The 22,913-nt window shown below is 40.9% G+C and carries 19 protein-coding genes and 1 pseudogene; 6 read left to right on the plus strand and 14 right to left on the minus strand.

From position 1 onward, the window contains the following. The first annotated feature begins 55 nt into the window (after nt 1–55). Nucleotides 56–1,819, plus strand: a complete 1,764-nt coding sequence (locus tag AB3N61_RS13225; RefSeq protein WP_020768790.1) for a GAF domain-containing SpoIIE family protein phosphatase — start codon at nt 56–58, stop codon at nt 1,817–1,819. A gap of 80 nt (nt 1,820–1,899) precedes the next feature. On the opposite strand, the gene AB3N61_RS13230 is transcribed toward AB3N61_RS13225, so the two are convergent. After that, a complete protein-coding gene (locus tag AB3N61_RS13230; RefSeq protein ID WP_367897806.1) occupies nt 1,900–3,045 on the minus strand; it encodes a M14 family metallopeptidase in 1,146 nt (381 codons plus the stop codon). A 455-nt stretch (nt 3,046–3,500) separates the two neighbouring features. On the opposite strand from AB3N61_RS13230, the gene AB3N61_RS13235 reads away from it, so the two are divergent. Beyond that, complete coding sequence (locus tag AB3N61_RS13235) at nt 3,501–3,785, plus strand: LIC10816 family protein (protein WP_036089130.1); 285 nt, start codon at nt 3,501–3,503, stop codon at nt 3,783–3,785. 58 nt (nt 3,786–3,843) lie between these two features. Beyond that, nucleotides 3,844–4,545, plus strand: coding sequence for a DsbA family protein (locus AB3N61_RS13240; RefSeq protein ID WP_367897807.1), 702 nt, complete (start codon nt 3,844–3,846; stop codon nt 4,543–4,545). Nucleotides 4,546–4,587: 42 nt separating this feature from the next. Here the strand turns inward: AB3N61_RS13240 and AB3N61_RS13245 are convergent, their stop codons facing one another. Next, a complete protein-coding gene (locus AB3N61_RS13245) occupies nt 4,588–5,610 on the minus strand; it encodes a zinc-dependent alcohol dehydrogenase (RefSeq protein ID WP_367897808.1) in 1,023 nt (340 codons plus the stop codon). Between the two features lie 91 nt (nt 5,611–5,701). On the opposite strand from AB3N61_RS13245, the gene AB3N61_RS13250 reads away from it, so the two are divergent. Beyond that, nucleotides 5,702–6,307 carry a TetR/AcrR family transcriptional regulator gene (locus AB3N61_RS13250; RefSeq protein ID WP_367897809.1) on the plus strand — a complete coding sequence of 202 codons (606 nt, stop codon included), beginning with the start codon at nt 5,702–5,704 and terminating at the stop codon, nt 6,305–6,307. Between the two features lie 176 nt (nt 6,308–6,483). Here AB3N61_RS13250 and epsC read toward each other — a convergent pair whose 3' ends face one another. The 4 genes from epsC to AB3N61_RS13270 form a co-directional block, all read right to left on the minus strand. Then, nucleotides 6,484–7,026 carry a serine O-acetyltransferase EpsC gene (gene epsC, locus AB3N61_RS13255; RefSeq protein ID WP_020768832.1) on the minus strand — a complete coding sequence of 181 codons (543 nt, stop codon included), beginning with the start codon at nt 7,024–7,026 and terminating at the stop codon, nt 6,484–6,486. A 9-nt stretch (nt 7,027–7,035) separates the two neighbouring features. Beyond that, nucleotides 7,036–7,437, minus strand: a complete 402-nt coding sequence (locus AB3N61_RS13260; protein WP_367897810.1) for a phage holin family protein — start codon at nt 7,435–7,437, stop codon at nt 7,036–7,038. Nucleotides 7,438–7,445: 8 nt separating this feature from the next. Next, nucleotides 7,446–7,634, minus strand: coding sequence for a hypothetical protein (locus tag AB3N61_RS13265; protein WP_020768856.1), 189 nt, complete (start codon nt 7,632–7,634; stop codon nt 7,446–7,448). Between the two features lie 62 nt (nt 7,635–7,696). Continuing rightward, nucleotides 7,697–8,299 carry a hypothetical protein gene (locus tag AB3N61_RS13270; RefSeq protein ID WP_020768945.1) on the minus strand — a complete coding sequence of 201 codons (603 nt, stop codon included), beginning with the start codon at nt 8,297–8,299 and terminating at the stop codon, nt 7,697–7,699. Between the two features lie 106 nt (nt 8,300–8,405). Here AB3N61_RS13270 and AB3N61_RS13275 point away from each other — a divergent pair, with 106 nt between their 5' ends. Together AB3N61_RS13275 and leuA2 are read left to right on the plus strand one after the other, a co-directional pair. Then, on the plus strand, nt 8,406–9,017 hold the full coding sequence (locus AB3N61_RS13275) for a tetratricopeptide repeat protein (RefSeq protein WP_020768853.1): 612 nt from the start codon (nt 8,406–8,408) through the stop codon (nt 9,015–9,017). A gap of 565 nt (nt 9,018–9,582) precedes the next feature. Continuing rightward, a complete protein-coding gene (gene leuA2 / locus AB3N61_RS13280; protein ID WP_367899100.1) occupies nt 9,583–10,800 on the plus strand; it encodes a 2-isopropylmalate synthase LeuA2 in 1,218 nt (405 codons plus the stop codon). Between the two features lie 683 nt (nt 10,801–11,483). Here leuA2 and AB3N61_RS13285 read toward each other — a convergent pair. From AB3N61_RS13285 to AB3N61_RS13320, 8 genes and pseudogenes are all read right to left on the minus strand, one after another. Continuing rightward, nucleotides 11,484–12,554: a hypothetical protein gene (locus AB3N61_RS13285; protein ID WP_367897811.1), complete on the minus strand. Its 1,071-nt coding sequence runs from the start codon at nt 12,552–12,554 to the stop codon at nt 11,484–11,486. 667 nt (nt 12,555–13,221) lie between these two features. Further along, a pseudogene (locus AB3N61_RS13290) lies at nt 13,222–13,656 on the minus strand (RHS repeat-associated core domain-containing protein); the annotation flags it as partial. A 77-nt stretch (nt 13,657–13,733) separates the two neighbouring features. Next, nucleotides 13,734–14,000 (minus strand): hypothetical protein, encoded by a 267-nt coding sequence (locus AB3N61_RS13295; protein WP_367897812.1) that lies wholly within the window; start codon nt 13,998–14,000, stop codon nt 13,734–13,736. Nucleotides 14,001–14,083: 83 nt separating this feature from the next. Then, nucleotides 14,084–16,507 (minus strand): hypothetical protein, encoded by a 2,424-nt coding sequence (locus AB3N61_RS13300; protein ID WP_367897813.1) that lies wholly within the window; start codon nt 16,505–16,507, stop codon nt 14,084–14,086. 139 nt (nt 16,508–16,646) lie between these two features. Continuing rightward, the gene (locus AB3N61_RS13305; RefSeq protein ID WP_020771009.1) at nt 16,647–17,264 is read right to left on the minus strand and encodes a TetR/AcrR family transcriptional regulator; all 618 of its coding nucleotides are present in this window, start codon (nt 17,262–17,264) and stop codon (nt 16,647–16,649) included. A gap of 40 nt (nt 17,265–17,304) precedes the next feature. Beyond that, nucleotides 17,305–17,904, minus strand: a complete 600-nt coding sequence (locus AB3N61_RS13310) for a TetR/AcrR family transcriptional regulator (RefSeq protein ID WP_367897814.1) — start codon at nt 17,902–17,904, stop codon at nt 17,305–17,307. A gap of 5 nt (nt 17,905–17,909) precedes the next feature. Further along, entirely contained in the window at nt 17,910–21,215 is a 3,306-nt protein-coding gene (locus AB3N61_RS13315) for an efflux RND transporter permease subunit (RefSeq protein ID WP_367897815.1), read from the minus strand. Next, nucleotides 21,212–22,819 carry a TolC family protein gene (locus AB3N61_RS13320; RefSeq protein WP_367897816.1) on the minus strand — a complete coding sequence of 536 codons (1,608 nt, stop codon included), beginning with the start codon at nt 22,817–22,819 and terminating at the stop codon, nt 21,212–21,214. The genes AB3N61_RS13315 and AB3N61_RS13320 overlap by 4 nt, the downstream gene beginning before the upstream one ends. Nucleotides 22,820–22,913 lie beyond the last annotated feature (94 nt).

Here is a 22,913-nt window from a genome sequence, read left to right on the forward strand (position 1 = left end):
AGAAAACGACAATCCGTTGACTTACTCGCCGATACGTGAGAGTCTTGCCCCATCTATGTCCACCATTGACTCGGAAGCCAGAAAATACAAAAGTCTACTGAACACGAGTACGATCCTAAACGCAAATTTAGACCTATACCAACTTCTACCATTGATCATGTTGTATTCCAAAGATCTGTTGGAAGCGGAAGCAAGCTCCCTTTTTCTTTTGGAGGAGAAAGACGGATTTTTATATTGTGAAGTTGCCTTGGGTGAAAAAGGTGAAATCATCCAAAAATATGCAAGACTGGAACCCGGACAGGGAATCGCAGGCTGGGTAGCCAAAGAAAAAAAGGCAATCGTCCTGGAAGATGCATATACGGACCCCAGATTCAATCCCGCCTTGGACCAAAAAACAGGATTTAGGACCAGATCACTTGCATGCGTCCCTCTATTCGTCCAGGATAAAGTGATCGGAACTCTGGAAATACTGAACAAATCCGACAACAGAAGTTTCGAAACTTCGGATATAGAGGTGCTCAATTCCCTTTCCGAGATGGCTGCAATCGCAATCAAAAATGCACAGGCTCATGAAACTCTGAAAAAGAGAGTATTGGAACTGCGATTACTTTACGAATTTGAAAAGTTAACCGTCGCGGAAAAGAGTATCAATGAATTAGGAAATTGGCTCTTAGACAAGGTGCTGGAATTTTTAGAAGCAAAAGCAGGTACCATTTACATAGCGGATCCAACGTTAGAAGTACTTCGTGTGCTGGCTGCCAGAGGAATCCCGGAAGAAGCGATCCACAATATACAGGTCCCTTACGGAGAAGGGATTTCAGGGTGGGTTGCGAATGAAAAACAAAGTTTGCTGATCCAAAATCTGGATGAAGATCCAAGATACGATAAAAGTGCTAAATACAAATTCGAAGCGAATTCACTTATCTCCGCCCCGTTATTATTCAGAGGGGAACTACTAGGAGTCATCAGCGTAAACAATAAATATTCAGGATTTGCATTCACGCATGCAGATCTAGAAATGCTGGGTGCGATCGCAAATAGGCTAAGTGTCACCATTAAAAATGCAAACCTATTCCATAAAGTCCTGGATACCGACAGAGAATTAAAACGGGCCAGAGAAGTGATGCACAAGATACTTCCTTCCAGCCTTCCTTACATTGGAGGCCTGGAATTCGGAGTGCAACATATTCCGTACGATAATGTCGGCGGAGATTTTTATAATATTCTTAAATTAGACGAGAATCGTAGTGCTGTTCTGATCGCGGACGTTTCCGGTCATGGCCTTTCCGCTTCCGTCGTTGCCACAGTCATTCATACGATCGTAAGCACCTTCGACTCGGAGACATTAGGAAGCCCTTCCAAATTTTTCACGGCGCTTAACTATGCATTGTATAATAAATTAGCGGGGAATTTTCTCACCGCATTTTATGGAATCATCCATACAGGTACAAATACTTTATCCTATACTAATGCAGGCCATAATCCTCCTATCTTGTACAGAAAATCGGAAGGAAATTCCTTACATCTGGAAACCAAAGGAAAGTTAGTTGGAGTGATCCCGGACCTATTCTTTGAAGAATATGTAACTTCTTTCCAGCCACAAGACAGATTGGTATTATATACGGATGGACTTACTGAACATTCCAACTCGGAGAGAACAAGAAGATATAGCGAAGATTTGCTCACCTTAGCGGTCCGAAACCATTCTCAGGCCCATTCTGCGGAAGCTGCGGAAAGTTTGATTAAAGAGTGCAGGACCTATTGTCATAGATCCGATTTCGAAGACGATGTTACTCTTTTGATCGTGGATAGAGTTTGAGATCATATCTTTACTTCCGTATTCGATCAGTGCGAAGGATACAGCCTATCAGTTTTTAAAACTCGGAACTCACTGCAGATTTATAATTTAGAAAACCTGGTAATCGCTTCCGGAACAATTCCGAAAACATGATCCATGGCGGCAAGTCTCCAGTCCTCCCGGCTCGGATAGAACATTTGTTTAAATTCTTCCCTCACCTTATCCGCTTCTAATTCCGACCTGGAACCGTGAAATCGGATACGATTCTCGCTGATCATCAAAAAACTCCCGCGGATAGCTCCCATCACATTCAAATTTCCGAATGTTCCCAGTTCCACTGTGATCGGGAAAAGATCCTTTTCTTTCGCAAAAATTTTACCGAAGAAGTCCGTAAAATCCCCGGAGGTCCGATAAAAATCCTCCTCTCCTTCGTTTAAAAGAAGACCGAAATCACCGAAAACTTTTTTGAGATTTTTGTCCGTTTTCGAACCGCTTTCGGCATTATGCATTAGACTAAGACCATTTTTAGCCCCATAACCCGTATGGAAGTCCAAGATCAAAATACGATCGTAAGGTTTTAAGATTTTTTTAAAATATTTTCTTAAAACTCGAACCACAGGTTCGGGTTTTCTGCCTCCGTAATAGATCCCCTTTGGAAATTCATATTGCCCGTTTACTGCCGCATCCAAAACATATTTAGCGCCAAAGCGGATTACAACGCCTAAAAATCGGATAATGAAAAACATATACTCAAATAAAAAAGATCCGAACTCGGAAGAAGGATTTAAAAAACTCCGGATCTTTCTATACTTTTTGTTTTTGAACTTCTTGTGTAGTTTCTCTCTTTTTAAAGCAAAGTTTCGGTTTAGATCCACATTCCTTTCGTTCACTCGCATAAAGTTCTTGAAACCGTGTGCATTGATACCATGTAAGATTAAAAAGTCGGAATTTTTAGGAAGTTTATAAGAACTTTTTTCATCTAGTAAGAACTCCTCAATCCATCGGCGTTGGAATGCGGATCCCGCAAATCCTTCTATGCCGTGAATGCCGGAACTCATGATGACCAGACGTTTTGCGGTTTTTTTCCTTTCTCCTAAATAATACACATCCAATTCTCCCCCGTCCTTCGGGATCTCCAGACATTCATAGTTGAAACGGGCAAACTTGGATCTTAACTGCTTTCTGTAGGATAAGAAGGCCTTTCTACAGGCTTCATAGGTTTCCAAATAGTACGATAATACGTCCACTGAATCACGAACATACTTAACGGCAGTTTCAGGTCGAAAAAAAAATCTTTCTTTTAGATTACGATTCGATGAATCTTAAACCTCTATTATTAAGTTTGATCGGATCTAACCCTACACTCCCGAACCCATAATTATAATCAGAAAGATAGACCGAAACACCGTATGATCGCCACAAAGGAGCAAGTTCCACCAGCGAATACCCCACATTCAAACAAGATTGATATTTCATTATAGTATTATAATATACTAATTATTCAGATGGAAAACTCTACGGATCCATTACTTTCGTAATACATAAAATAAAAATAGGATTTAACCCTTAAGAACTACGAACCTAAATTTATTATTAATCGATCGTTATATTACATGATGTTTTTTTAAAATAAATTTTCAACTGTGATGAAATGTGAGATCACCTCGGGGTGTCTAACCTAGTACCTTAAGGAGGTATGAACATGGATACAGTGACCATCTTCGCATTAGCGCTTTTGGCTGTTCCTGTGTTTGCCCGGTTTGCCCGAGTATCCAAGGATGCGATGAATCGCTATCACCTAATCGGATTGGGAGGTCTTTTCCTAATTCTTGGTGAGGCTACGAAGATTACTGCGGCTAAAGTAACGCCTATAGCAGCAGTTCTTCCTATGATTGACATCGCAACTGCGATCCTAGCTTACGCGGGGGTACTTTTCGGGGTAGTATGGCTGTCGCTCTACTACGTCAAACACCCGAACGAAATCTAAAAAGAATCCTCCTATTTGAAAAGGAATGGAAGGCGGGACATGTTCCCGCCTTTTTTAGTTGGAAAAGATAAAAGGAGAATTATCTCTGTTATCCGTGAGCCTAGAATTCAAACGCCCGGATACCAAACATTCCATCCTATACGTTGCCGATCCGATTTGTGCCTGGTGTTACGGTTTCTCCCCCGTTTTTGAAAAGATCAGGGAAAAATACTCCGACAAGATAGAATTCACATTAGTACTTGGCGGATTAAAATACGGACCGGAGGTGGAAAATTTTTCGGATGCAGAGGTTACTGAAAAACTAAAATACCTCTGGAAAGAGGTGGAACGAATCTCTAAAAGAAGTTTCCACTACGATATACTCCAAAATCGAAGTATAAAATACGATTCCGAGCCGGGCTCCAGAGCAGTCATCACAGCCCAAAGGATCAATCCTAGTATATCATTTGCCTTTTTAGATAAACTTTTAGAAAATTTTCATTCCAAAGGAAAGGATCCTGGCGATTTCGAAACATATTCGGAGATCGCGTCCGAACTTTCTTTGCCTTTAGATGAATTCAAGGAATTGTATGATAGAGAAGAAACACTTATGGAAACCAGAAACGATTTTAATTACGGATACATTTTAGGCGTAACCGGATTTCCTTGTCTGGTATTTTCGGACGGTTTGGATAGGGGGATCTTGGTAAAAGGGTATTCTTCCTTTCAAGAAGTGGACGGACTATTGGGGGATTATTTCAGATCGATAGGACAATATTAAAAAATCAGGACGAGTTTCCTCGTCCTTGAGTGCCAATGTACGTTATCTGACAACGATCAATTTAGTCTCCTCTTCGAGGAAAGCATCCGCAGCTTCCGACCAGGATGCTTTACGTGTAGTGACCTTTGAAGGATCGAAACCTTCTTCCTCTACCAATCTCAAAATTTCCGGGATCCATTCTCTGGATCTAACTCTGCCCAACCGAATAGTGGCACCATTATTATATAATTCTAAATAAGGGATGGGGATACTATTGGTCCAGAAAATGGAAGCCGATCCGAATTCCCCTTCTATTCCGAGAGATCTAAGACCGCAATCCCAACCTTCCGCCGTTCCGTTTGCATCCGCGACGATATCGAACTTACCGAAACTTTTCGGAAAGGAAGTCACCTGTTCCACTTTCACTCCGTAAGATTCGGCGATCTCTAAACGTTTTTTATCCATGTCCACATATACAAGGTCCTCGGCACCCATATGTTTTGCAAGAGCCGCAGTATATAAGCCTATACTAGAAGCAAAACCTCCCAGCACTAACACGGATCTATTTTTGTTTTGTTTGAGATGAATGCCGACTAACTTCCATGCTTCGACGATATTATCGCTTATGCTTGCGATCGCCGCTGGATCGGTCTGATTCGAAAAAGGGATCAACATCTCTCTTGCATAAGGAACTAAAACGGAATCGGAGATCGCGCCGCCGAATTCTTTCGCACCTTTCCCCATTCCATAAGCGCTTGTATGAGGAACAGTACTGCAACTTTTAGTCAGACCTGTTTCACAATTCGCACAATGACCGCAGGAAATCTGGAATGGAATCGCAACCCGAGTCCCTTTTGGAAAAAGAGAAGCCAATTCCTCGCTTGTTTCTAGAATTTCCCCCACAAACTCATGGCCCAAAGGAAAGGGAGGACGAAATATTGTCTGCCCTCTCAAAATAGGAAGATCCAAATCGCATCTGGCAACCGCCAAGGGACGGACCAAGGCCTGGTTCGGCCCGGAAAGTTTAGGATCCGGGACTTCTTCCCATTCTACCCGATTTCTTTTAGAAAATAACAATTGTTGCATGGCTGTCCTCCAATAGACCAATCAGTCTATCTACGAATCGTCCTCATAAAAATAGGATAGACCAGTTAGTCTATCATTTTATTTTAGTCCGATGAGCAAACGAAAACCGGAACCGGTCTCTGGAGAAGGTCCTTTCGAAAGGATAGCATCCACCGCCGTTCGTTTGATGTATTCTCAAGGTTATGCGGGAACTTCCATCAATCAGGTAATCGACGAGTCGGAGTCGCATAAGGCAAGTTTTTATAGATATTTCCAAACTAAAGAAGACCTGGGAAAAGAATACCTAGAGCGCCAAGGCAAGGATTTTCGAGAAGGCTGGGAACGTCTGATGGAGAGATCCGCAACTCCGGAAGAGTTTGTGCACAGATGGATGGCTCTTTTAAAAAAACAAGTCAAGTCCGGAAAGTATTTCGGATGTCCTCTCGCTCGATTTATGGGAAGTTTAGATAAACCCGAACGGGACCTGGCGGAAAGAAGTTCTTCCGTATTAGGGTCTTGGATCTCCTGTTTAGAAAACTATTTTGAAAAAAATAAGAGGGCTTCTTTCCTTCCTCCAAACTTCGATTCCAGAAAGAAGGCGGAACTTTTTTTAAAACTATTTCAGGGAAATTCGCAGTTTTATGTGATGACCCATGATCCAAAATATTTTAACGAATTGGAAGAGGAAATGCTTTCCGCATTAAAGAAAGTATTATAGAAATCTAAACTATAATCTATCTCAAAAACTTCTGTAAAATAGTCTCCTGGGGTGGACTCTCTGCCCGAGAGCGAAGCCAGGATGGCGAAGCGACCCGGAGGTTTGCACAGGAGGTGCAAGCGAAGGGGAGGGCAGAGAGTCCACCCCAGGCTACGTTAAAGCATTTCAGAGATAGTTTATAGTTTTGTCTTTTTAAGTGAGATCCTTACCTTCTTCCCTTTTAAGCGGACAATCTTTCCGGGAGCTCCAACTACAGTACAATCGTCCGGAATATCATGATCGATGACCACTGCTTCCGCACCTATCTTCACATTATTACCTACATGCACCGGACCTAAAATTGTTGCCCTAGCGCCGATGAGTACATTGTTTCCTACGGTAGGATGACGTTTACCTTGGTAATTCCCTGTTCCACCCAAGGTGACCCCGTGAAATAAGATACAATCGTCCCCTATTTCCGCAGTCCCGCCTATAACGATCCCCATCCCGTGATCTATAAATAATCCTTTTCCGATCTTTGCACCTGGATGTATCTCGATACCTGTCAGAAAACGATTGAGCTGAGAGATAAATCTGGCAAAAAACTTTAATTTTATTTTATATAAAGGATATGCAATATACTTATGCATAAGTATGGAATGTAATCCCGGATAGAGTATGAATTCCAATCCTCTAGCGGCCGGGTCGTTCTTAAAAATTGCTTGGATCTCTCGAATCATTCGGAAAATCTAATGGGATTTTTTGTTTCTACGTTCGTGTCCGGAATATTCTTCCCTGCTTTCCCTTTTGGCTACGTAGTTTGCCAAGGTAAGAATTGCTCCTCCCCAGAAGGCGGCCCAAAAACCAGGTACGAATATTTTATCGGGAAAGATATTTGCGACCCAGAATAGAACGATGGCATTGACCACAAGACCGGCAAGTCCCAAGGTAAAAAGATAGACCAGATATCCTACACCAAAAGTGACCAATACCAGGAACCATCTTAAAATAAAATTTAAAAATCCGAAGAATAGAACGATTACTATTACGTCCCAAACGTTATTGCTGACACGAAAGCTGGAATCGATCAGAGGGAAGACGAAAACTACTACCAAGGATTGGAGTAAAACGGAAAAAAGAAGTCTATACATCTATGTCCTTAAACTGTTGAATCGAGGAACTGTCCCAAATGAGGAGGTAATCCCCCCGGAGGCACGACTACCGTTTGCGGTTGCACGATCGCGTTGTCCGAAACGGAAGCTACTTCTCTGGGTTGGTCGCCTACCAATGCAGGAGCCGAAGAATCGGAATATAATATTTGTCGAGATCCGACAGCCATATAAGGCATATTCTTCTTCCTTTCTGTTATATTCTTCCTATTAGACGGATCCGGAAAGCAAAAATACGATTCTAACCTTCGACAACCAAGCCACAGTCCATTTCTTCGACCACGAAGCCGGTAAAGATCAATGGATACAGTAAATAAGTTCCGAGCCCTAGAACCCAGGCAAATCCCGTACGAGGCGTATCTCTCACTCCCGTACTTTGAAAGAACAACCGAACGGATCTAAACGGTTTTTTAGCGGGATCGGAGAGTCCTACAGATCGATCCGTAATACCCAAACCGCAATTATGAGTAAGTTTATTTCCTTCGATAGTGATAAACACTTCCTTTCTTTCGGATTTGCTCCATGAAACTCTTCTCGTGACAGTACCTTCTAATTCCAATTCTTTGGACCTAGCGCCTGTCCCGACTAAGATAGGAAATTGAGCGTATTCTCTGTCTAACTTTCTATCCTTACCTTCGGTACCAGTAGCAAAGGTTGCCATTAAAGTTTTTACGTCGTATTCCAAATCATCTTCGAATTGGACTAAAACCGGCATTTCGGCTCTTTGTTCTCCGGAAGCCGGCAATTGTACTTCGGGATTTTTCTTTTCGGCTCCGGAACAGGATACGAGGAAAAAAAGAACGGAAACGAAAAGTATTAAAGAATATTTATCGAATGAATTCATAGAAAGCCCTGCACCTCTATGAAACCCCGTAAAGAATTTCTGTCCAGCGAAAAAGCCGGGTAAAAAGATAGTCGTATCCGAAAGGAAGAAAAGAAATGGAAAAAGAATGGATCCAAGACTGAAAACCGCATTGGATTATCTGAAAAAAGGAGACTCGAATTCCGCCAAATCCGTACTGATCGCATGGACGGACTCGGAGCCCAATAACCCTAACGCATTTTTTCATTTAGGAATGTGCCTTTCTCAATTGGGAGAGATGGTTCCGGCAGAATCCGCATTGCAGGAATGTATCCGTCTGGAACCTGCGCATGTCCAAGCCTGGGTAGGACTTGGAGTTTTATTTGCTCGAAAAAAGGATAAACCGAAAGCGGAGTTCCATCTTTCAAAGGCATTGGAATTGGACGATACGGATATTTTCGCTAGAAAAAATTTAGCCGCTGTTTATACCGGTGCTTCCAAGTTTGATCGTGCCTTAGATCTACTAAAAGGACTACCTGAGTCTGAGTTATCCGATTCCCCCACTCTATATGCATTAGCGATTTGTTATGTAAGGACCAATCGATTCGAAGAGGCCAGGGAAACTTTCCGCAAATTAGAGATCGTAGGCATCCCTGACCAAGTCAAAAAAGAATATCTCCAACTCAAACAATTATTGGAAGAGAAACAATTCGAGCAAGGCGGCATCTGGAGTTTTCTCCAAAGAGAGGAAGATCTCTGACCGCGACAGCGATGCGCAGGGGAAGTCTCGAAGAGACCGAAGCGTTAGCGTAGCCCGAAGCAGCGCGTTCTGAGCAAAGCGAAGAGTCGCCCAAAACTTTTAAAAAAGAATTTAGAACCTATCGCAAAAACTTTTACAAAACAGTCTCCTTGAGAGAGTTTTTTACCTGAGAGCGAGCCAGGACGGCAGAGCGACCCGGAGCTCTGCACAGGATGTGCAGGCGGAGGGGAAGGTAAAAAACTCGCTCAAGGATATTTTAAAGTATTCTTAATATAGGTCCTAAATTCTTTTTTACTTGACTTCTTTTTCCGATTTAACGAGTCTAAAGGTAAGTATGGCGCAGAATTTCTTCCAAGCTAATTTGCTCGGTCTCCTCTTACTCCTTCTTTCGAGTTGAGAGGACGGAAATCTTGCGCGTGCAAAAACCCGCTCCTCTGAGCGGGTTTTTTTGTATCAGGGCCTTTCTCCCGGCAAAATCCCCGCCTTTGAGACCGGAAAAAAGAGAATGCCCATGGAACAAAAATCGAATGCCGATATAGCGACCCAGTATCCTTCCATCCAAGAGATGATCAACCCCGGACAAGGATTGAAAACTCCTCCCGTCTCTCCATTCTTTATGGATGTTACGCTAAGAGACGGGAACCAAGCGTTACGAAAACCTTGGAATCTGGAAGAAAAAGAGATCATATTTAAGAGACTTCTAAAGTTAGGTGTACAAGGAATAGAGGTCGGTTTCGCTTCCGCAAGTAAACAAGACTTCGAAGCATGCTCTTATCTTTCTTCTTTGGCCCCGGAGAATGTTGCAATCTCCAGTCTTTCCAGAGCAGTGGAGAAGGAAATAGATCTTTCTTGGGAGGCGATCCGAAAGGCCCCTCGTCCCAGAATTCATATCGTGTATCCGATCAGCGATTTTACGATCCGCAACGTATTGGGAATTTCAGAAAAAGTTGTTAAAGAAAACATAATACGATCCGTTTCTTACGCACGTAAATTGGCCGGAAATTACGGAGAGGTACAATTCTCCGGAGAACATTTCGGGGATTCCTTGGAAAATATGGATTTTGCAGTCGAAGCGTTCCAGGCCGCCTTGGATGCAGGTGCAGATGTTGTAAATCTTCCGAATACAGTGGAAAGATATAGACCTTATTTATTTGTAGCAATGGTCCGTAAAGTCGCCGAATCCTTGCCCCAAGGAAGTAAAATTTCTGTCCACACACATAACGATCTAGGAATGGCAACAGCCACCACAGTGGAAAGTTTTTTTGCAGGCGCCGTACAATTGGAAACAGCGTTAAACGGTTTGGGAGAAAGAGCCGGGAATACGAATACGTATGAAGTAGCGATCGCCCTTCATAATTGTGGAGTCAAAGTAGACTTGGATCTTCAGACTATTTATGAGACTTCCAGGATTGTTTCCAGGATGTCAGGTGTTCCTATTCCGGAAAAAGCGCCTTTGATCGGAGAGGATGTGGTCGCTCATAGAAGCGGGATCCACCAAGACGGAGTTTCCAAAACAAAAGATATGAAAAAAGGAGCCTATCGAGCTTTCGACGCGAACCTGATCGGAAGACCGGAAGGAGACCGGATCGCTTTTACTAGTCAATCCGGAAAATCGGCAATTTATGAAATTTTAATGCAATCCGGGATCTCTGTGTCCAAGGAAGAAGCTTCTAAATTGCAGCCGATCTTAAAATCGATTTCGGAAAATTATGGTGGAGGAGAATTATCGATTGAGGAGATCAAGAGTGAGTTGGGGAAATTGAGGCTAATAGAGGGGGCTTAAGCCTTTGTCGATTTTTAAAAAGAGTTTAATACTCTCTCTCTTAAAATTTCTTTAGCTACCATCTTAGATTGGCAAGTAGAACAGTTTTTGAATTAGGAAACGTACAAGATATTCAAAACCTTATCACCTCAGAAAAAGTTTTCCGAATTCATAGCTTACAAAGTATCGCAGATCGACTTAGTCCGATGTGAACCCTCTACCCTTGCACTTCTGGAATGACAAGGTTGGCCTGTCGGTGAATCGGATTATGTTGCTGGAGTAGATTACAGAATGGAAAATGAATTTAAACAATTAGGCTGGAAACAGTCTGTAAAGCAGGCGTTGGGTAAGATTTACGAACAAGTGCAAAAGTCAGCCGATAAGAACGGCCACTGTTTGTAGAAGATCCGACGGAATGATGACAATGAACTTCTTATTAAAAATTAGATATTTATATAAAGGATTCCTCGTTTTCTACGCAATTCAGGCAGGTTCATTACGTTTCATTCAGTGAAAACTTTCATATGACTTAATCTTTCGCCTTCATTAATGGTTTCCTTTTCTTCACAGTTCCAAAGCTACAAGACTTCACTTTATGAAAAATCCGCAAATTCTTTCTACAGTCTATATTCAGTTTTTTCAAATAAAACGCAAAGAAAATACTAATGCAATACATCTTCCGAACAAAATGTCCTGTCAATATATCATTGCCAATTGCATTTCAAATCTTTAAGGCTTATTTTAATTAAATTTCTATAATTTACCAAATAAATAAAATCATTTGCAATATAGAAATTGTGAACTCTTAACGATTCTTCAGGAAATTTTTGAAGAGTCCAATTTTTTCCATTATCACATGAAACGCCAATTCTATAAGAAATCCCCGAATTATCATTTTCCTTCGCTATAAATAGAGCTATCATTTTATTATTTTCAGCATAAAAAATCGAATCTGCAAACTTCCAGTCTTTATTCGAACTCAAAATACGATATCTTAATTTGAATCGCTCCAAAACTTCAATATAATCGCTTGTATTTAAGAAAGTGATAAAGATCTTTTGATCAACGTTGGAAATATTAAAAATTCCTTCCGAAAATGAAATTTTCTTCGGGTTATAAATATTGAAACCCTTATTAACAAATAACTCAGAACCTTTCGATAAAACTAAATTATTATCAATTATAATTAAATTATTTTGAAAATGTAACCCCAATCCTTCGCCAATGAGAATTTTTCCGCCCTTTTTCTCAGTGGACCCTATCCACAAACGTTCCTTTCTAAAAGCATCTAACGTTTCTTCCGATATAGCAATTAAATGATTATTTCCCAAAAAAAATCTAGTAATTTGGGATACACTTGTAGCATAAATTTCTTTTTTGAAATCAAAATGGAAATCTGCAATTCCTACTTTTGATAGAATTCGATTTTCACTAATCTTTTCTGTTAAAAGATAAACGATATTGTCATCCTGCTGCTTTACAGCTGCCTGTATAAGACATCCTCGTATTTCTCGGAGTTTATTCCAACCTTCCCCCCATGAAATTTTGTAAACAAAGGTACGAAATAAACCATCAGAATATCGCTCTTCACAACTAAAGAAAAGAATGTCATCATTTATGAACAATACATCTGACGCATGACGGAAATTGAAAACTAGTCTTGGCAATTCGTTAATTTCGTTTTTTATTACACCAAAACTGCAAAAAAATATATGAAAGGAAATATATAAAATAAGGGAAAATCTCGTTAAAAGTATAAAAAGAGAAGTTTTCATTAGTTTCCTTTCTTTATCTTTTATATTACGGTGCATATTTTCCAACATTTTCCAGCTCAAAGAGCATATAATGGCCTAAAACTATTCCCATCTGCTTTCTACCATCTGAACTCCCTAAACCATCTCGGAGGCGCGGAGTTGCTCCTATAAGTATTTTTTCCAAGAGATTAGTATCTTTATATAGACCTGCATTTTCATATGCGGGAATATGTGAATCATATATTAATGTCTTAATCACAGCTCCATCATCCTTCGCTTCGATGCCTTCCGTCTTAAGGATCTTTTCTAATTCGACTTGTAAATTTTTTCTGGCATTATCTAACCAGTTCTTTCCTGTTTCGGACAAAACAGGGCGAATTTCATTTGAAAAGACATTTAAATATGTATCACCATAATTCATATAATAATCCGGAGGTTTAATTCCCCGATTTTCTGCATCAATATGTCTTAATTTATAATAATATTTTGACCCAATTAATATTTCTGGCATTTTTAAAGGCTTCTGAATCCCACTCTTAGCATTCAATTTACTATTTTGAAGAAAATCGCGAACACCTTTTGCCAATGTCGGATCTTTTTCATTTAGTAAATCTTTTTCAAGTATTTGATTTACTTCTCCTTTTTTAAATGTCTTTGGGCTTTCAATGCAGATACTAATACAAGGAACATGCCCAGTCGGATCCTTGTATCTAATCGGATTCCCTGCCACATACGAGAATCTATTCCATCCTTGGGTACTACGCGCCCCATCAATAACCGTATCCGCGCTCGTAAATCTTGCGATCTGCGGATCATAATACCTTGCGTTATAAAAATAGAAATTAGTCTCTCGATCTAATTCTTGCGAGTTATACTTAGGAGTTAAGTCTTGATTTCCTCTTTGGACAAGAGTTTCTCCATAAGGCTCATATTGCATACGGCTTAAAGTATGAGCTCCTTCGTCCAAGACATGAGCAACAGAGTCTACTTGATCCGTCAGGAAATATGCAGTAGTCCCTTCTTCATTCAGCGCTGCGATACGGACTCCGTTTAGGTAAACGTTATTGATAGAACTTAGAATATTTGTGTCTTCGGAGTATTCCAATCCGTAGAATTTACTTGGACTGAAATTTTAGTGATATAACCTGCAGTTCCAAGACTCTTTTTCAGCTATAGATTGGACACTTTAGGAAACCAAATCTAGTTGCCAGTGCAGTATTTTTTTCCGTAAGTTCCTCTAACGCAGGATCCGGAACCGATACAGTCCGCGTCCGAAGAACATTCGTTTCCGGATTTTCCGCTGCTGCCGTGATCAAATTCGGATTTTTTTGTACAGACTCCTCCTGTACATTGAAGACCGAATCCGCATTGGATATCCATCGTACATTTTTCGTCTTTTTCCCTATCTCCTGCGGAAATACTAAAAGTAAGAAACATCAGTATTAAAGATAAATATACGTATTTCATACTAAATCCTTTAATAAATTACAAAGTTGAATCTTTTCGATTATATTGATCGATAATATTTTAGGACATCAAATATTTTAATTTCATAAAATATTTTTCAATGTTATTTTGCGAACCTGGACCCCGGATTTACCTTCTACAAAAACTCTGAATTCTATATCATCGATAAGGGGATCTTTAATTTCAAAAGTTAAAAATTTAGAATTACTCTCTTTTCCTTTTGCTTCGGGAGATAAAATTGAAGAACCTTCATTGTAAACCACGTCGAACCGAGCTCTGTATAAATTTTTCCCGAAAAATTCTACTTTGTATTTTCCTTTTGGCAAAGTAAGTAACGGTCCATATACCAAAGGCCCTTGGTGTCTCGTTGCGGAGATCGTGCCATCCGGATTAATTTCTCCTACTCTGGAAAAAAATCCTGCTTCCGCAGGGATCCAGTCGAACCTGATCGGATCTGGCAGAACCCTTGTATGAGAGATTTCTAGTTTAAACGTCTGTAAATTTAAGTTTTTATGATATAAAAATTCGGGATATCTTTGGATAGACTCCGCAGGAAAACTTCCTTTGAGGATCAAGTCCGCTGTATGTATAAATTTTAAATTAGGATCCGCACCGGACAATGCCCCATTTTGAATCACATACACATCTTTTCCGAAAGAAAGTAACTTGGAGACTTTCTGTAAAAATTCCTCTGTATCATTGATCAAATATATGTTCTTCCCATAAATATATCTTAGCGGACTTGCGATCTGTCGCTTCGTAGTAAAATAGAAAGAATTATCGGTAGGAGTAGTTTTTGCAAAAGTTTCATATCCACTCACATATCCATCCATCATTGATTGGAAAAGGATGAGTTTAGATCTCCAAATCGTATAAACGATCCCTGCACCGGCCAGAATTATCAATAATGCGGTTTTCCAACTCTGTTTTAAGTATGGAATATTTCTAATCCCAATAACGGACCCAAAGGTCGCGAATGGAATTGAAAAAAGCATCCATCTTCTAGAGGCCCAAAAATGGTCCGGTCTTATGCTTGGACTTAATAGGTAAACGATCAATAAAAAGATCCCTATAAAAAATATGAAAGAAGAATGAACATGCTTCTTCTGAAAAACGAATAAATCGAAAGTAAAAATTAAAAATACGAACAACCAGAAAGGGACATACCAGAAAAATACGGATAAAGAATTGGATGTAAGATATTGAGCGGCTGCCAATCTGGGCACGGAAGATGAAAACATCGGTCTTAGAAAATATGTTAGTAAGCCAATCAAAAAAAGAGTAGATAATACAGAAATTCTTAATATTCTTTCATTTTTCCGAATAAAATCCCGAAACCACCGTAAAATTAAGCGGCCCTTCTTCCAAATTATCACTTCTACCAAGAGTAAAGACAATGATAGGATCCAAGCAAGTCCTATCATTTTTAGAAACCTATGTCCCCATAAATGGTAAATATAAACTTTGGAATAAAAGTATGCGTAAACAAATGACAGCATACTCATCAAAATAAATGATGCTATTAAATATAAAGAATTCTTAAAATGTTTTTCGAAAAACACCAATAGAAACGCGGAATAGATCATCAAAGCGGGGAGATAAACATAACTATCCACCCTTGTAAAGGAACTAATCCCAAAGACAAACCCGATAAAAAACATAGGGATCGGATTTTTTTCCCGAAAGAATATTTGGATTAAATAAGCGGTAAATACGATTAAAAATTGAGAAATCACCTCCGATAATGTTGATCTTACATTCCATAACTGGGAAGAGTTTAGAACATACAAAATGGAAATAAAGAATGCAGACAAAGGATCTGAAATTCTTCTGATCACTAAATACAAAATGAACACCGAAAAAAATCCAAAAACCGCATTGACTCGGACAAGTCCTTCCATTCCAAACAGATCGTAACCGATCGCTAAATACGCAGGGAGAAAATGGAAAAAACGAGGAGAACGATAGGTTTCGGAATTCGAAAGTCCTAGATTGAATTCAGACGCGATAGATTGATAATCCACCTGTACCGAATTTTCAAATATCTCACGGATCAGTTTTGTATCCGGCACTTCTAAGTTTAAACCGCCGGTCTTGGAGATCACTATACCGAATGTCGCGTACTGTCCTTGGTCCCTTCCCCCATCCAAATACCAGGTAGGAAATCCTGCATATAGATACAAAGCCGCTAAAGAGAATAAAATTAAAAATACAAGTTCGTATTTTCGGATCTCGAGTCGGATCGATTTACGGACTTCTACTTTTCTTAAGGAAAATACACAAACGGCAGAAAGAACAAAAAAAATATATAAAGAAAGAATGATCTTCTCTATGCTATAGATCCCAAGCATAGTAAGTAGAAAGGAAACGATCCCCATCCATACTAAAGGGGCAGTTACGGATAGAAGTACGGTACCTATTCTACCTGGTCCTTTCAATCGTAAGAAAAGAAAGTATACAAAAACGGACGAGAGGATCCATCCGAGAAAAAAAAGGATTATGCTCATTGGAAAAAAATATCCGAAACCGCCTTTGACGGAAATCGGTTATAACGGGTAAGATCCGAAAAATGGTGAAACTAAGCGAATCTTTTTAGGAAAAAAAGAAACGTTTCGAACGTAAATTATGAAATCGAAATGTAAAATCCTAGAGATCGTCTCTTTTTACGATCCCGTAAAAGATAATATTGTCCAGCTCTTGGACCAGGTCTCGGATAGAATAGGGAGTCTGTGCTAAGAAGTTAGGATCGAACATTGCTTCGGAGGCTGCTGAATGGATGAGGAGCACAATATCCGGATTCACATCGGAACGAATTTCCCCGTTCTTGATGCCGGTCTCGATCATCTTTCTCATCGTTCTGTTGATGTTTTTTTCTTTTAGAGACTGTATTTGTTTCCAAATGTCAGGAGCTTGGTCACGGATCTCTCTTAAAAATTCGTTCATTCCGTGAGGGATCTCAGAGGAAAGACAACCTCTCATCGACTGGATCTTTTCTTTAATGGATTTTTCCGGGTCCTGGAAGATCCCTTCGATACGTCCGTGAATTCTGAGGTGTTTATCAGTCATCACTTCTTTTAACAATTCATGTTTATTGGCGAAGTGTTTATAAAGTGTTTTGCGACTGATCCTAAGAGTTCGGGCGATCTCTTCCATTCGAGTTTTCGCAAAACCGTATCGTAAAAATAGCTCGAACGATTTTTCGAATATTCTCTGACGGACTTCGTCCTTCTCTTGGGTTAGTTCCTGTTCCACGGCGCTATGCACTTTATTATCCCCCTTTCGCTTAGGAAACGATTTTTCAATCTCAAGACGATTTTAACGTCTTCTTTCCTCTGCGTATTATGCCATAAAGAAAAATATTGTCCAGTTCGGTTATATTGGCCCGACGCTCGGTCGGGCTTTGTTCCCACTTATAAATCGCGTCCGAACAGGCGATTAATGCCATGATGAACAAGTCGGGCCTCAAGTCCGCTCTGAATTCTCCTAATTTCTTACCCTCGTCCAATAAGCTTTCAATCTCTCTATCTATGATTTGGACTCTTTTTGCCTTCACCATTCTCCATATTTCCGGAATTTGATCCTGCAATTCCTTCCATAACTCGAATTGGCTAGGCTTACAAACATCCAATAACTCCTTTCTCATCCTTACGAATCGTTTGGAGAAGTCCAGAGCTTGATTGTTTCGAATTCTTTTCAATTTACAGGCGGCCCTTGTTTGACGATAATCGGCAACAGCCTTTAAAACTTCTTCTTTGTTCGGATAATATTCAACTAATGTCTTTTTTGCAATTTTCGACTCTTCTACGAAGTCCTCCATTCTCGTTTTCGCATAACCTCTCCGCTGAAAGACCCGAGATGCCCCGAGTAATACTCGGAGCCTATCTTTTTTCTCGGTGAAATCCATGATATTTATCGTGCATCCGGATCCGGAGAATTTCTACGGACCAACTGGTTCAGCTTCTCTATATAAGAGAACGCCGCCGGAACGACTACTAACGTAAGTATGGTAGAAGAGATCAATCCGCCTATGATCGCAACTCCCATACTCGTCCTTTGTTTGGACGCTTCGTTTAATCCGATCGCGATAGGAGCCATTCCCGCAATCAAAGCGAACGAGGTCATTAAGATCGGACGAAGACGTTCTCTTCCCGCTTCTATGATCGCTTCTTTCATTTCCACTCCCCTTTGGATGAGCTGATTCGTGAAGTCCACGAGTAAGATCGAGTTTTTGGTAGCCACCCCGATGAGCATGATTAGCCCGATCATAGAGAATATATCCAAGGACTTTTGGGTTAAGAAGAGTGCGATAAACGCGCCACAAAGTGCAAGAGGAAGCACCAACATGATCGCAATCGGTGTGATAAAACTTTCATAAAGAGAAGCTAAGACCATGTAGATGAATAACACCCCAAGTCCCATAGCGATCCCAAGAGAAGTTCCCATCTCCTTAAAGTTCTCCGCTTGTCCGGTATATCCGATCCGAACTCCGGGAGGAAGAGGCAAATCCGTTTGGGTAAGTTTTGCAACTTCTTCCATGGCTCCCCCCATTCCAGGTCCGTCGGGATTAACGTCCGCATAGATCTCCACGGACTGGTTTCTGTTCATTCGGTTGATGGTTGCAAGTCCTGTGGTCTCTTCCGCTTTTGCAACGTTCTGGATCGGGATCATCATATTATTGAAGTTTGGCACGAAAGAATTGTAGAAGTTATCCTTTAGATCTCTCTGCCCTTCTTTCAATCGAACACGAATATCGTATTCCACTCCATTCTCGCGGTAGACTGCAGGAGTCGTTCCTTCCACGAGAGTCCGCAACTCCGTTCCGATCACAGTACCGGGGATACCGAGTAGAACTTCTCTCTGACGATCCGGCACAACTCTAAATTCCGGTGCGCCCGTTCTGTAACTTGTGTCCACGTCCAAAAGTGCTTTAGATTCTCTTAATCTTTCGAAAAGTTTTCTGGAATATTCTTCCACCACTTTTCCGTTCTGTCCGCTGACTACCAAAGTGAACGGTCTTTGTCCTCCGCCCACGTTATCCACATCCTTAACGATCGGATTTGCATAGGAGAATGATTCCAATTCCTTACGAAGAAGGTCCTTGAATTGGGATGTGTTCATATTCCTTTCTTTTGCCGGGATCATTTCCACGAACATGGTGGTTGTCCTGTTCGTATTGAACATCGCTACCAATTTTACTTCTTTATGAGAAGAGATCTCTTTGTAAGCATCCTGAGCGATCTCCGCCATTTTTTGTACGGAAGTACCAGGCGGCATGTCCAAAGTAACTTGGAATTTTCCTTGGTCTTGCGCAGGTAAGAATGTTTTAGGAATGTACTTAGTCAGCATCAAGCTAGCAACAAAGATCAATACCGCTCCGCTTAAGATGAACACCGGACGTTTTAAAGTGAATTTTAAAACTCCTGCATATACGTTCTCCAACCAAGTTTGGAATACGTTAAATCCGGATAATACGGAATCTAATCCTTTTTCGATAGGGGAAAGAATTCTTCCTAAAACTCCGAAGACCAATTTCAAGAGTTCGAATAAAGCGGAGAATATTCTGGATACAAATCCTTTCGGAGCCTCTTGCGCTCTGATCTTGGAGAATGCAATCTCTTCCAAAGTTGTAGTAGCGACGTTTTTTTTATTTTTCTTTCCTTCTGTGGGAACACTCAAGAATTCCGGAGAAGCGGAAGAATTCCCATGAGCGGTATGTGCATGAGATCCCGAAATTTTTCCGCCAAAGTAAGCGGATAACATCGGAGCGATTGTAAGAGCGTCATATAGAGAGATCAAAAGAGCAAAACATACTGTCAGTCCGAATTCTCTTAAGAACTGCCCTACTACACCGCTTACGAATGCGATCGGTAAGAATACCGCGATCACAGTCATAGTGGTCGCTATCACCGCCAATGTTACTTCTTTTGTTCCTTCCGTAGAAGCTTCTCTTGCAGTCTTACCCATTTCTCTATGCCGGAAAATATTCTCCCGAACAACGATTGCGTCGTCTATAAGAAGTCCAACAGCCAAACTTAATGCCAGGAGTGTCATCACGTTAACCGTAAATCCGGCCACCGCCATCAAAATGAACGCGCCTAAAAGTGAATTAGGCAACGCAAGTCCTGTGATGATCGTGGATCTTACGCTTCCCAAAAATAACAGAACTACTAAAATCGTAAGTGCGATACCAATGATGATCGTTTCTTTTACGTCGTAGATATTGTCGTCGATCTGAATGGAGTTATCGTTTGCGATGGAAAGAACTGCGCCGCCTTCTCTTCTGGCGAGCTCTTTGTTCAGATCATCGATCCTTTTTTTCACTTCTTGAGCGACCGCAACTGTGTTGGAACCGGATTGTTTGAACACCAGCAAAAAGACTGCCTTCTTACCGTTAAAGTACGCGCGAGTACTTTCGTCCTCTAAAGTATCTACCACTTCTCCCAATTGTCCGATCTTAACCGGGACCTCGTTCCCGAATAAGGAAATAGGTGTATCTCTGATCTCTTGCGGAGATTTGAATTCGTTGATGGTCCTATATACCAACTCGGAATCAGCTTTACTCACCTTACCTGCAGGGATATTTGTCCCGCCGGAAGCCAAACGATTGGAAACCACGGAGGCAGGGATCATATGTTGTCTTAATTTTTGCCTATCCAATTCGACATGGATCTCTCTTTTTCTCCCGCCATAGATCGTGATATTTCCTACGTCCTTTGCGGTTAAAAGATTTTGTTTGATCTCTTCGTTCGCGATATCGTAGATCTGTGCCTCGCTTAGGTTCGCATTTAATGCGAGAATGATGATAGGCTGATCGGCAGGATCTATCCTTCTGATCACAGGTTCTTTAATATCGTTAGGCAATTTAGGTTTTACCGCGGACACCTTATCTCTCACCTGTTGTTCCGCGTATTTTACGTCGGTTTCCAAAGTAAACTCGAGGATAATGGTTCCGGATCCTTCACTACAAGTAGAGCGGATCCTTTTTACTCCGGAGATCGTGGAAAGTTCGTCTTCCACAGGTTTTGCGATCAGAGTTTCTATCTCGTTGGGGGCCGCTCCCGGATAAGGCACAGTCACAGTGACTACCGGAATGGTTACGTTAGGAAAAAGGTCCACACCTAATTTGTTTAAGGAAAGATATCCCGAAACAAGAATGATGAGAACCGTACAGGTAATAAATATCGGTCTTTTGATCGATAGCTCTGCAAAATTCATTTTTGATCTCCGATGGATTGGTTCAGAACTTCTTCGGCATCCATTCCGTATTTGCGAAATAGTGTACCTTTAGAGAGCTCGTATTGTACGAGCGCCGAGTTATAATTCACTTTAGCCTGCATCAGTCCGTATCTAGCCTGAGCTACTAGGTCCAATGCGTTCTTAACGTTTACGGATGTGGCCCTTCCGTATCGGTATCTGGGCAGAATACCCGAGTAAAACTTCTCCGCTTGAGCGAGATTTTTCTTGGACTCTTCCAAGATCTCGTAAGTGGTACCGATTTTCTGCAATCCTTGTCTTACATCCGTCTTGACCTGCTCTTTTGTTTGTTCCAAGAGTAGGTCCAACTTTCTGCTTTGTGTTAAGGAATTCTTATATTCCGCCCTTGCAGTATCGTTCCCAAGAGGATAATCCATCTTGATCTCTGCGGAATTTTGGGTAAATCTTCCGGCGCCAATACCGTCAAAACTCTGGGGAAAATTACGATCATATTCGCGAGAATTATAAGTACCACTCACATAAAGAGAAGGTAATAATCCGTTTTTAGAGATCTCAAGAGCGGACCCCGCATTCTGTTTTTGTAATGCGATACTTTTGAAATCGTATCGATGTTGAAATGCTTCCTCCGTTTCGGAATCTTCAGCTCCCAAAGAAGGAAGAGAATCATCCAGCACTAAGGAAAAATTCACTTTAGTTTCCGGATCTTTTCCGAGAGAGACCAATAAGTCCCTGCGAATTCTATCCTTGTCCAGTTTCGCTTGTCTGAGTTGATTTTCCGCAGTAATTAAAAGTGCGTTCCATTGCCCGGACTCATAATCTTCCGCCACTCCCATGCGTACCTTGGAAGAAGTGATATCCTTTACATTCTTCACACTCTTGACCAGTAACTCTGCGGTTTTGAGATTTTCGTCCGCCAAGGACAAATTCCAAAAAGATAATAGAGATTGGACCACGGACCTGGACAGATTATTCATCGCATCCAATCTTCTGACTGCGGAATTTCTCCTACTGATCTCTAAGGATCTTCTTTGCTGGTATCCGAAAATATTCTTCAATAATTCCTGCTTCAAAGTAAAACCAAGATTCGCAAAGTGAAGGCTTGGTTGCGCGAATTGTTGGGCGATCGTTCCTTGTTGTTCCGGTCTTTTCCCCGCGTCTGTTTCGTAACGGTTATCGGACACCGTTACACTCGCGGTGGTTCCTGTATTAAAAACTTTTGATAGACCAGCGGAGATCGTATTGCTTGTAATCTCTCTACCTTGCAGAGTGTATTGAGGAAGCGGTAAGTTATTCGTCTTTTGAGTATTGGCGGTTAAGGTCCCGATAAAATTATATTTACCGTTCTCCTTCTCCCAATCATACTCCGAGTTTTCCAAATCCAGTCGGCTCATTTTTGCCTGCACTGAATTCTCTAAAGAATAACGGATCAGAGAAGTGGTGGTCCAAACTCCTTCCTTCTCCAAATCGTCCCTTGTATCTCCGGAGATAGAAAGAGCGCTTAAGAAAATGCCTAAGCTTAACATATTATGAATGGTCGATCGTTTCTGTCTATGTTGCATAAAACCCAAAAGGAAACATTTATAGTGTATTTTGTTTCCATCCATAGGAAACAAAATCTCTTTTTTTTGTTTCCTATGTCAACAGAAAAATTTTCAAAAGGAAAAGATTTTATTGATACTGAGTCTCATTATTGGAAAA

This window comes from Leptospira sp. WS58.C1 (assembly GCF_040833995.1).
Classification (GTDB): domain Bacteria; phylum Spirochaetota; class Leptospiria; order Leptospirales; family Leptospiraceae; genus Leptospira_B; species Leptospira_B cinconiae.

Bases quoted from the DNA above. Each gene is read 5' to 3' on its own strand.
- AB3N61_RS13250 (WP_367897809.1), top strand. From the start codon at position 5,702: ATGAGCAAACGAAAACCGGAACCGGTCTCTGGAGAAGGTCCTTTCGAA.
- AB3N61_RS13235 (WP_036089130.1), top strand. From the start codon at position 3,501: ATGGATACAGTGACCATCTTCGCATTAGCGCTTTTGGCTGTTCCTGTG.
- AB3N61_RS13285 (WP_367897811.1), bottom strand. From the start codon at position 12,554: ATGAAAACTTCTCTTTTTATACTTTTAACGAGATTTTCCCTTATTTTA.
- leuA2 (WP_367899100.1), top strand. From the start codon at position 9,583: ATGATCAACCCCGGACAAGGATTGAAAACTCCTCCCGTCTCTCCATTC.
- AB3N61_RS13245 (WP_367897808.1), bottom strand. From the start codon at position 5,610: ATGCAACAATTGTTATTTTCTAAAAGAAATCGGGTAGAATGGGAAGAA.
- AB3N61_RS13315 (WP_367897815.1), bottom strand. From the start codon at position 21,215: ATGAATTTTGCAGAGCTATCGATCAAAAGACCGATATTTATTACCTGT.
- AB3N61_RS13225 (WP_020768790.1), top strand. From the start codon at position 56: ATGTCCACCATTGACTCGGAAGCCAGAAAATACAAAAGTCTACTGAAC.
- AB3N61_RS13320 (WP_367897816.1), bottom strand. From the start codon at position 22,819: ATGGATGGAAACAAAATACACTATAAATGTTTCCTTTTGGGTTTTATG.
- AB3N61_RS13295 (WP_367897812.1), bottom strand. From the start codon at position 14,000: ATGAAATACGTATATTTATCTTTAATACTGATGTTTCTTACTTTTAGT.
- AB3N61_RS13265 (WP_020768856.1), bottom strand. From the start codon at position 7,634: ATGCCTTATATGGCTGTCGGATCTCGACAAATATTATATTCCGATTCT.
- AB3N61_RS13310 (WP_367897814.1), bottom strand. From the start codon at position 17,904: ATGGATTTCACCGAGAAAAAAGATAGGCTCCGAGTATTACTCGGGGCA.
- AB3N61_RS13260 (WP_367897810.1), bottom strand. From the start codon at position 7,437: ATGTATAGACTTCTTTTTTCCGTTTTACTCCAATCCTTGGTAGTAGTT.
- AB3N61_RS13270 (WP_020768945.1), bottom strand. From the start codon at position 8,299: ATGAATTCATTCGATAAATATTCTTTAATACTTTTCGTTTCCGTTCTT.
- AB3N61_RS13275 (WP_020768853.1), top strand. From the start codon at position 8,406: ATGGATCCAAGACTGAAAACCGCATTGGATTATCTGAAAAAAGGAGAC.
- epsC (WP_020768832.1), bottom strand. From the start codon at position 7,026: ATGATTCGAGAGATCCAAGCAATTTTTAAGAACGACCCGGCCGCTAGA.
- AB3N61_RS13300 (WP_367897813.1), bottom strand. From the start codon at position 16,507: ATGAGCATAATCCTTTTTTTTCTCGGATGGATCCTCTCGTCCGTTTTT.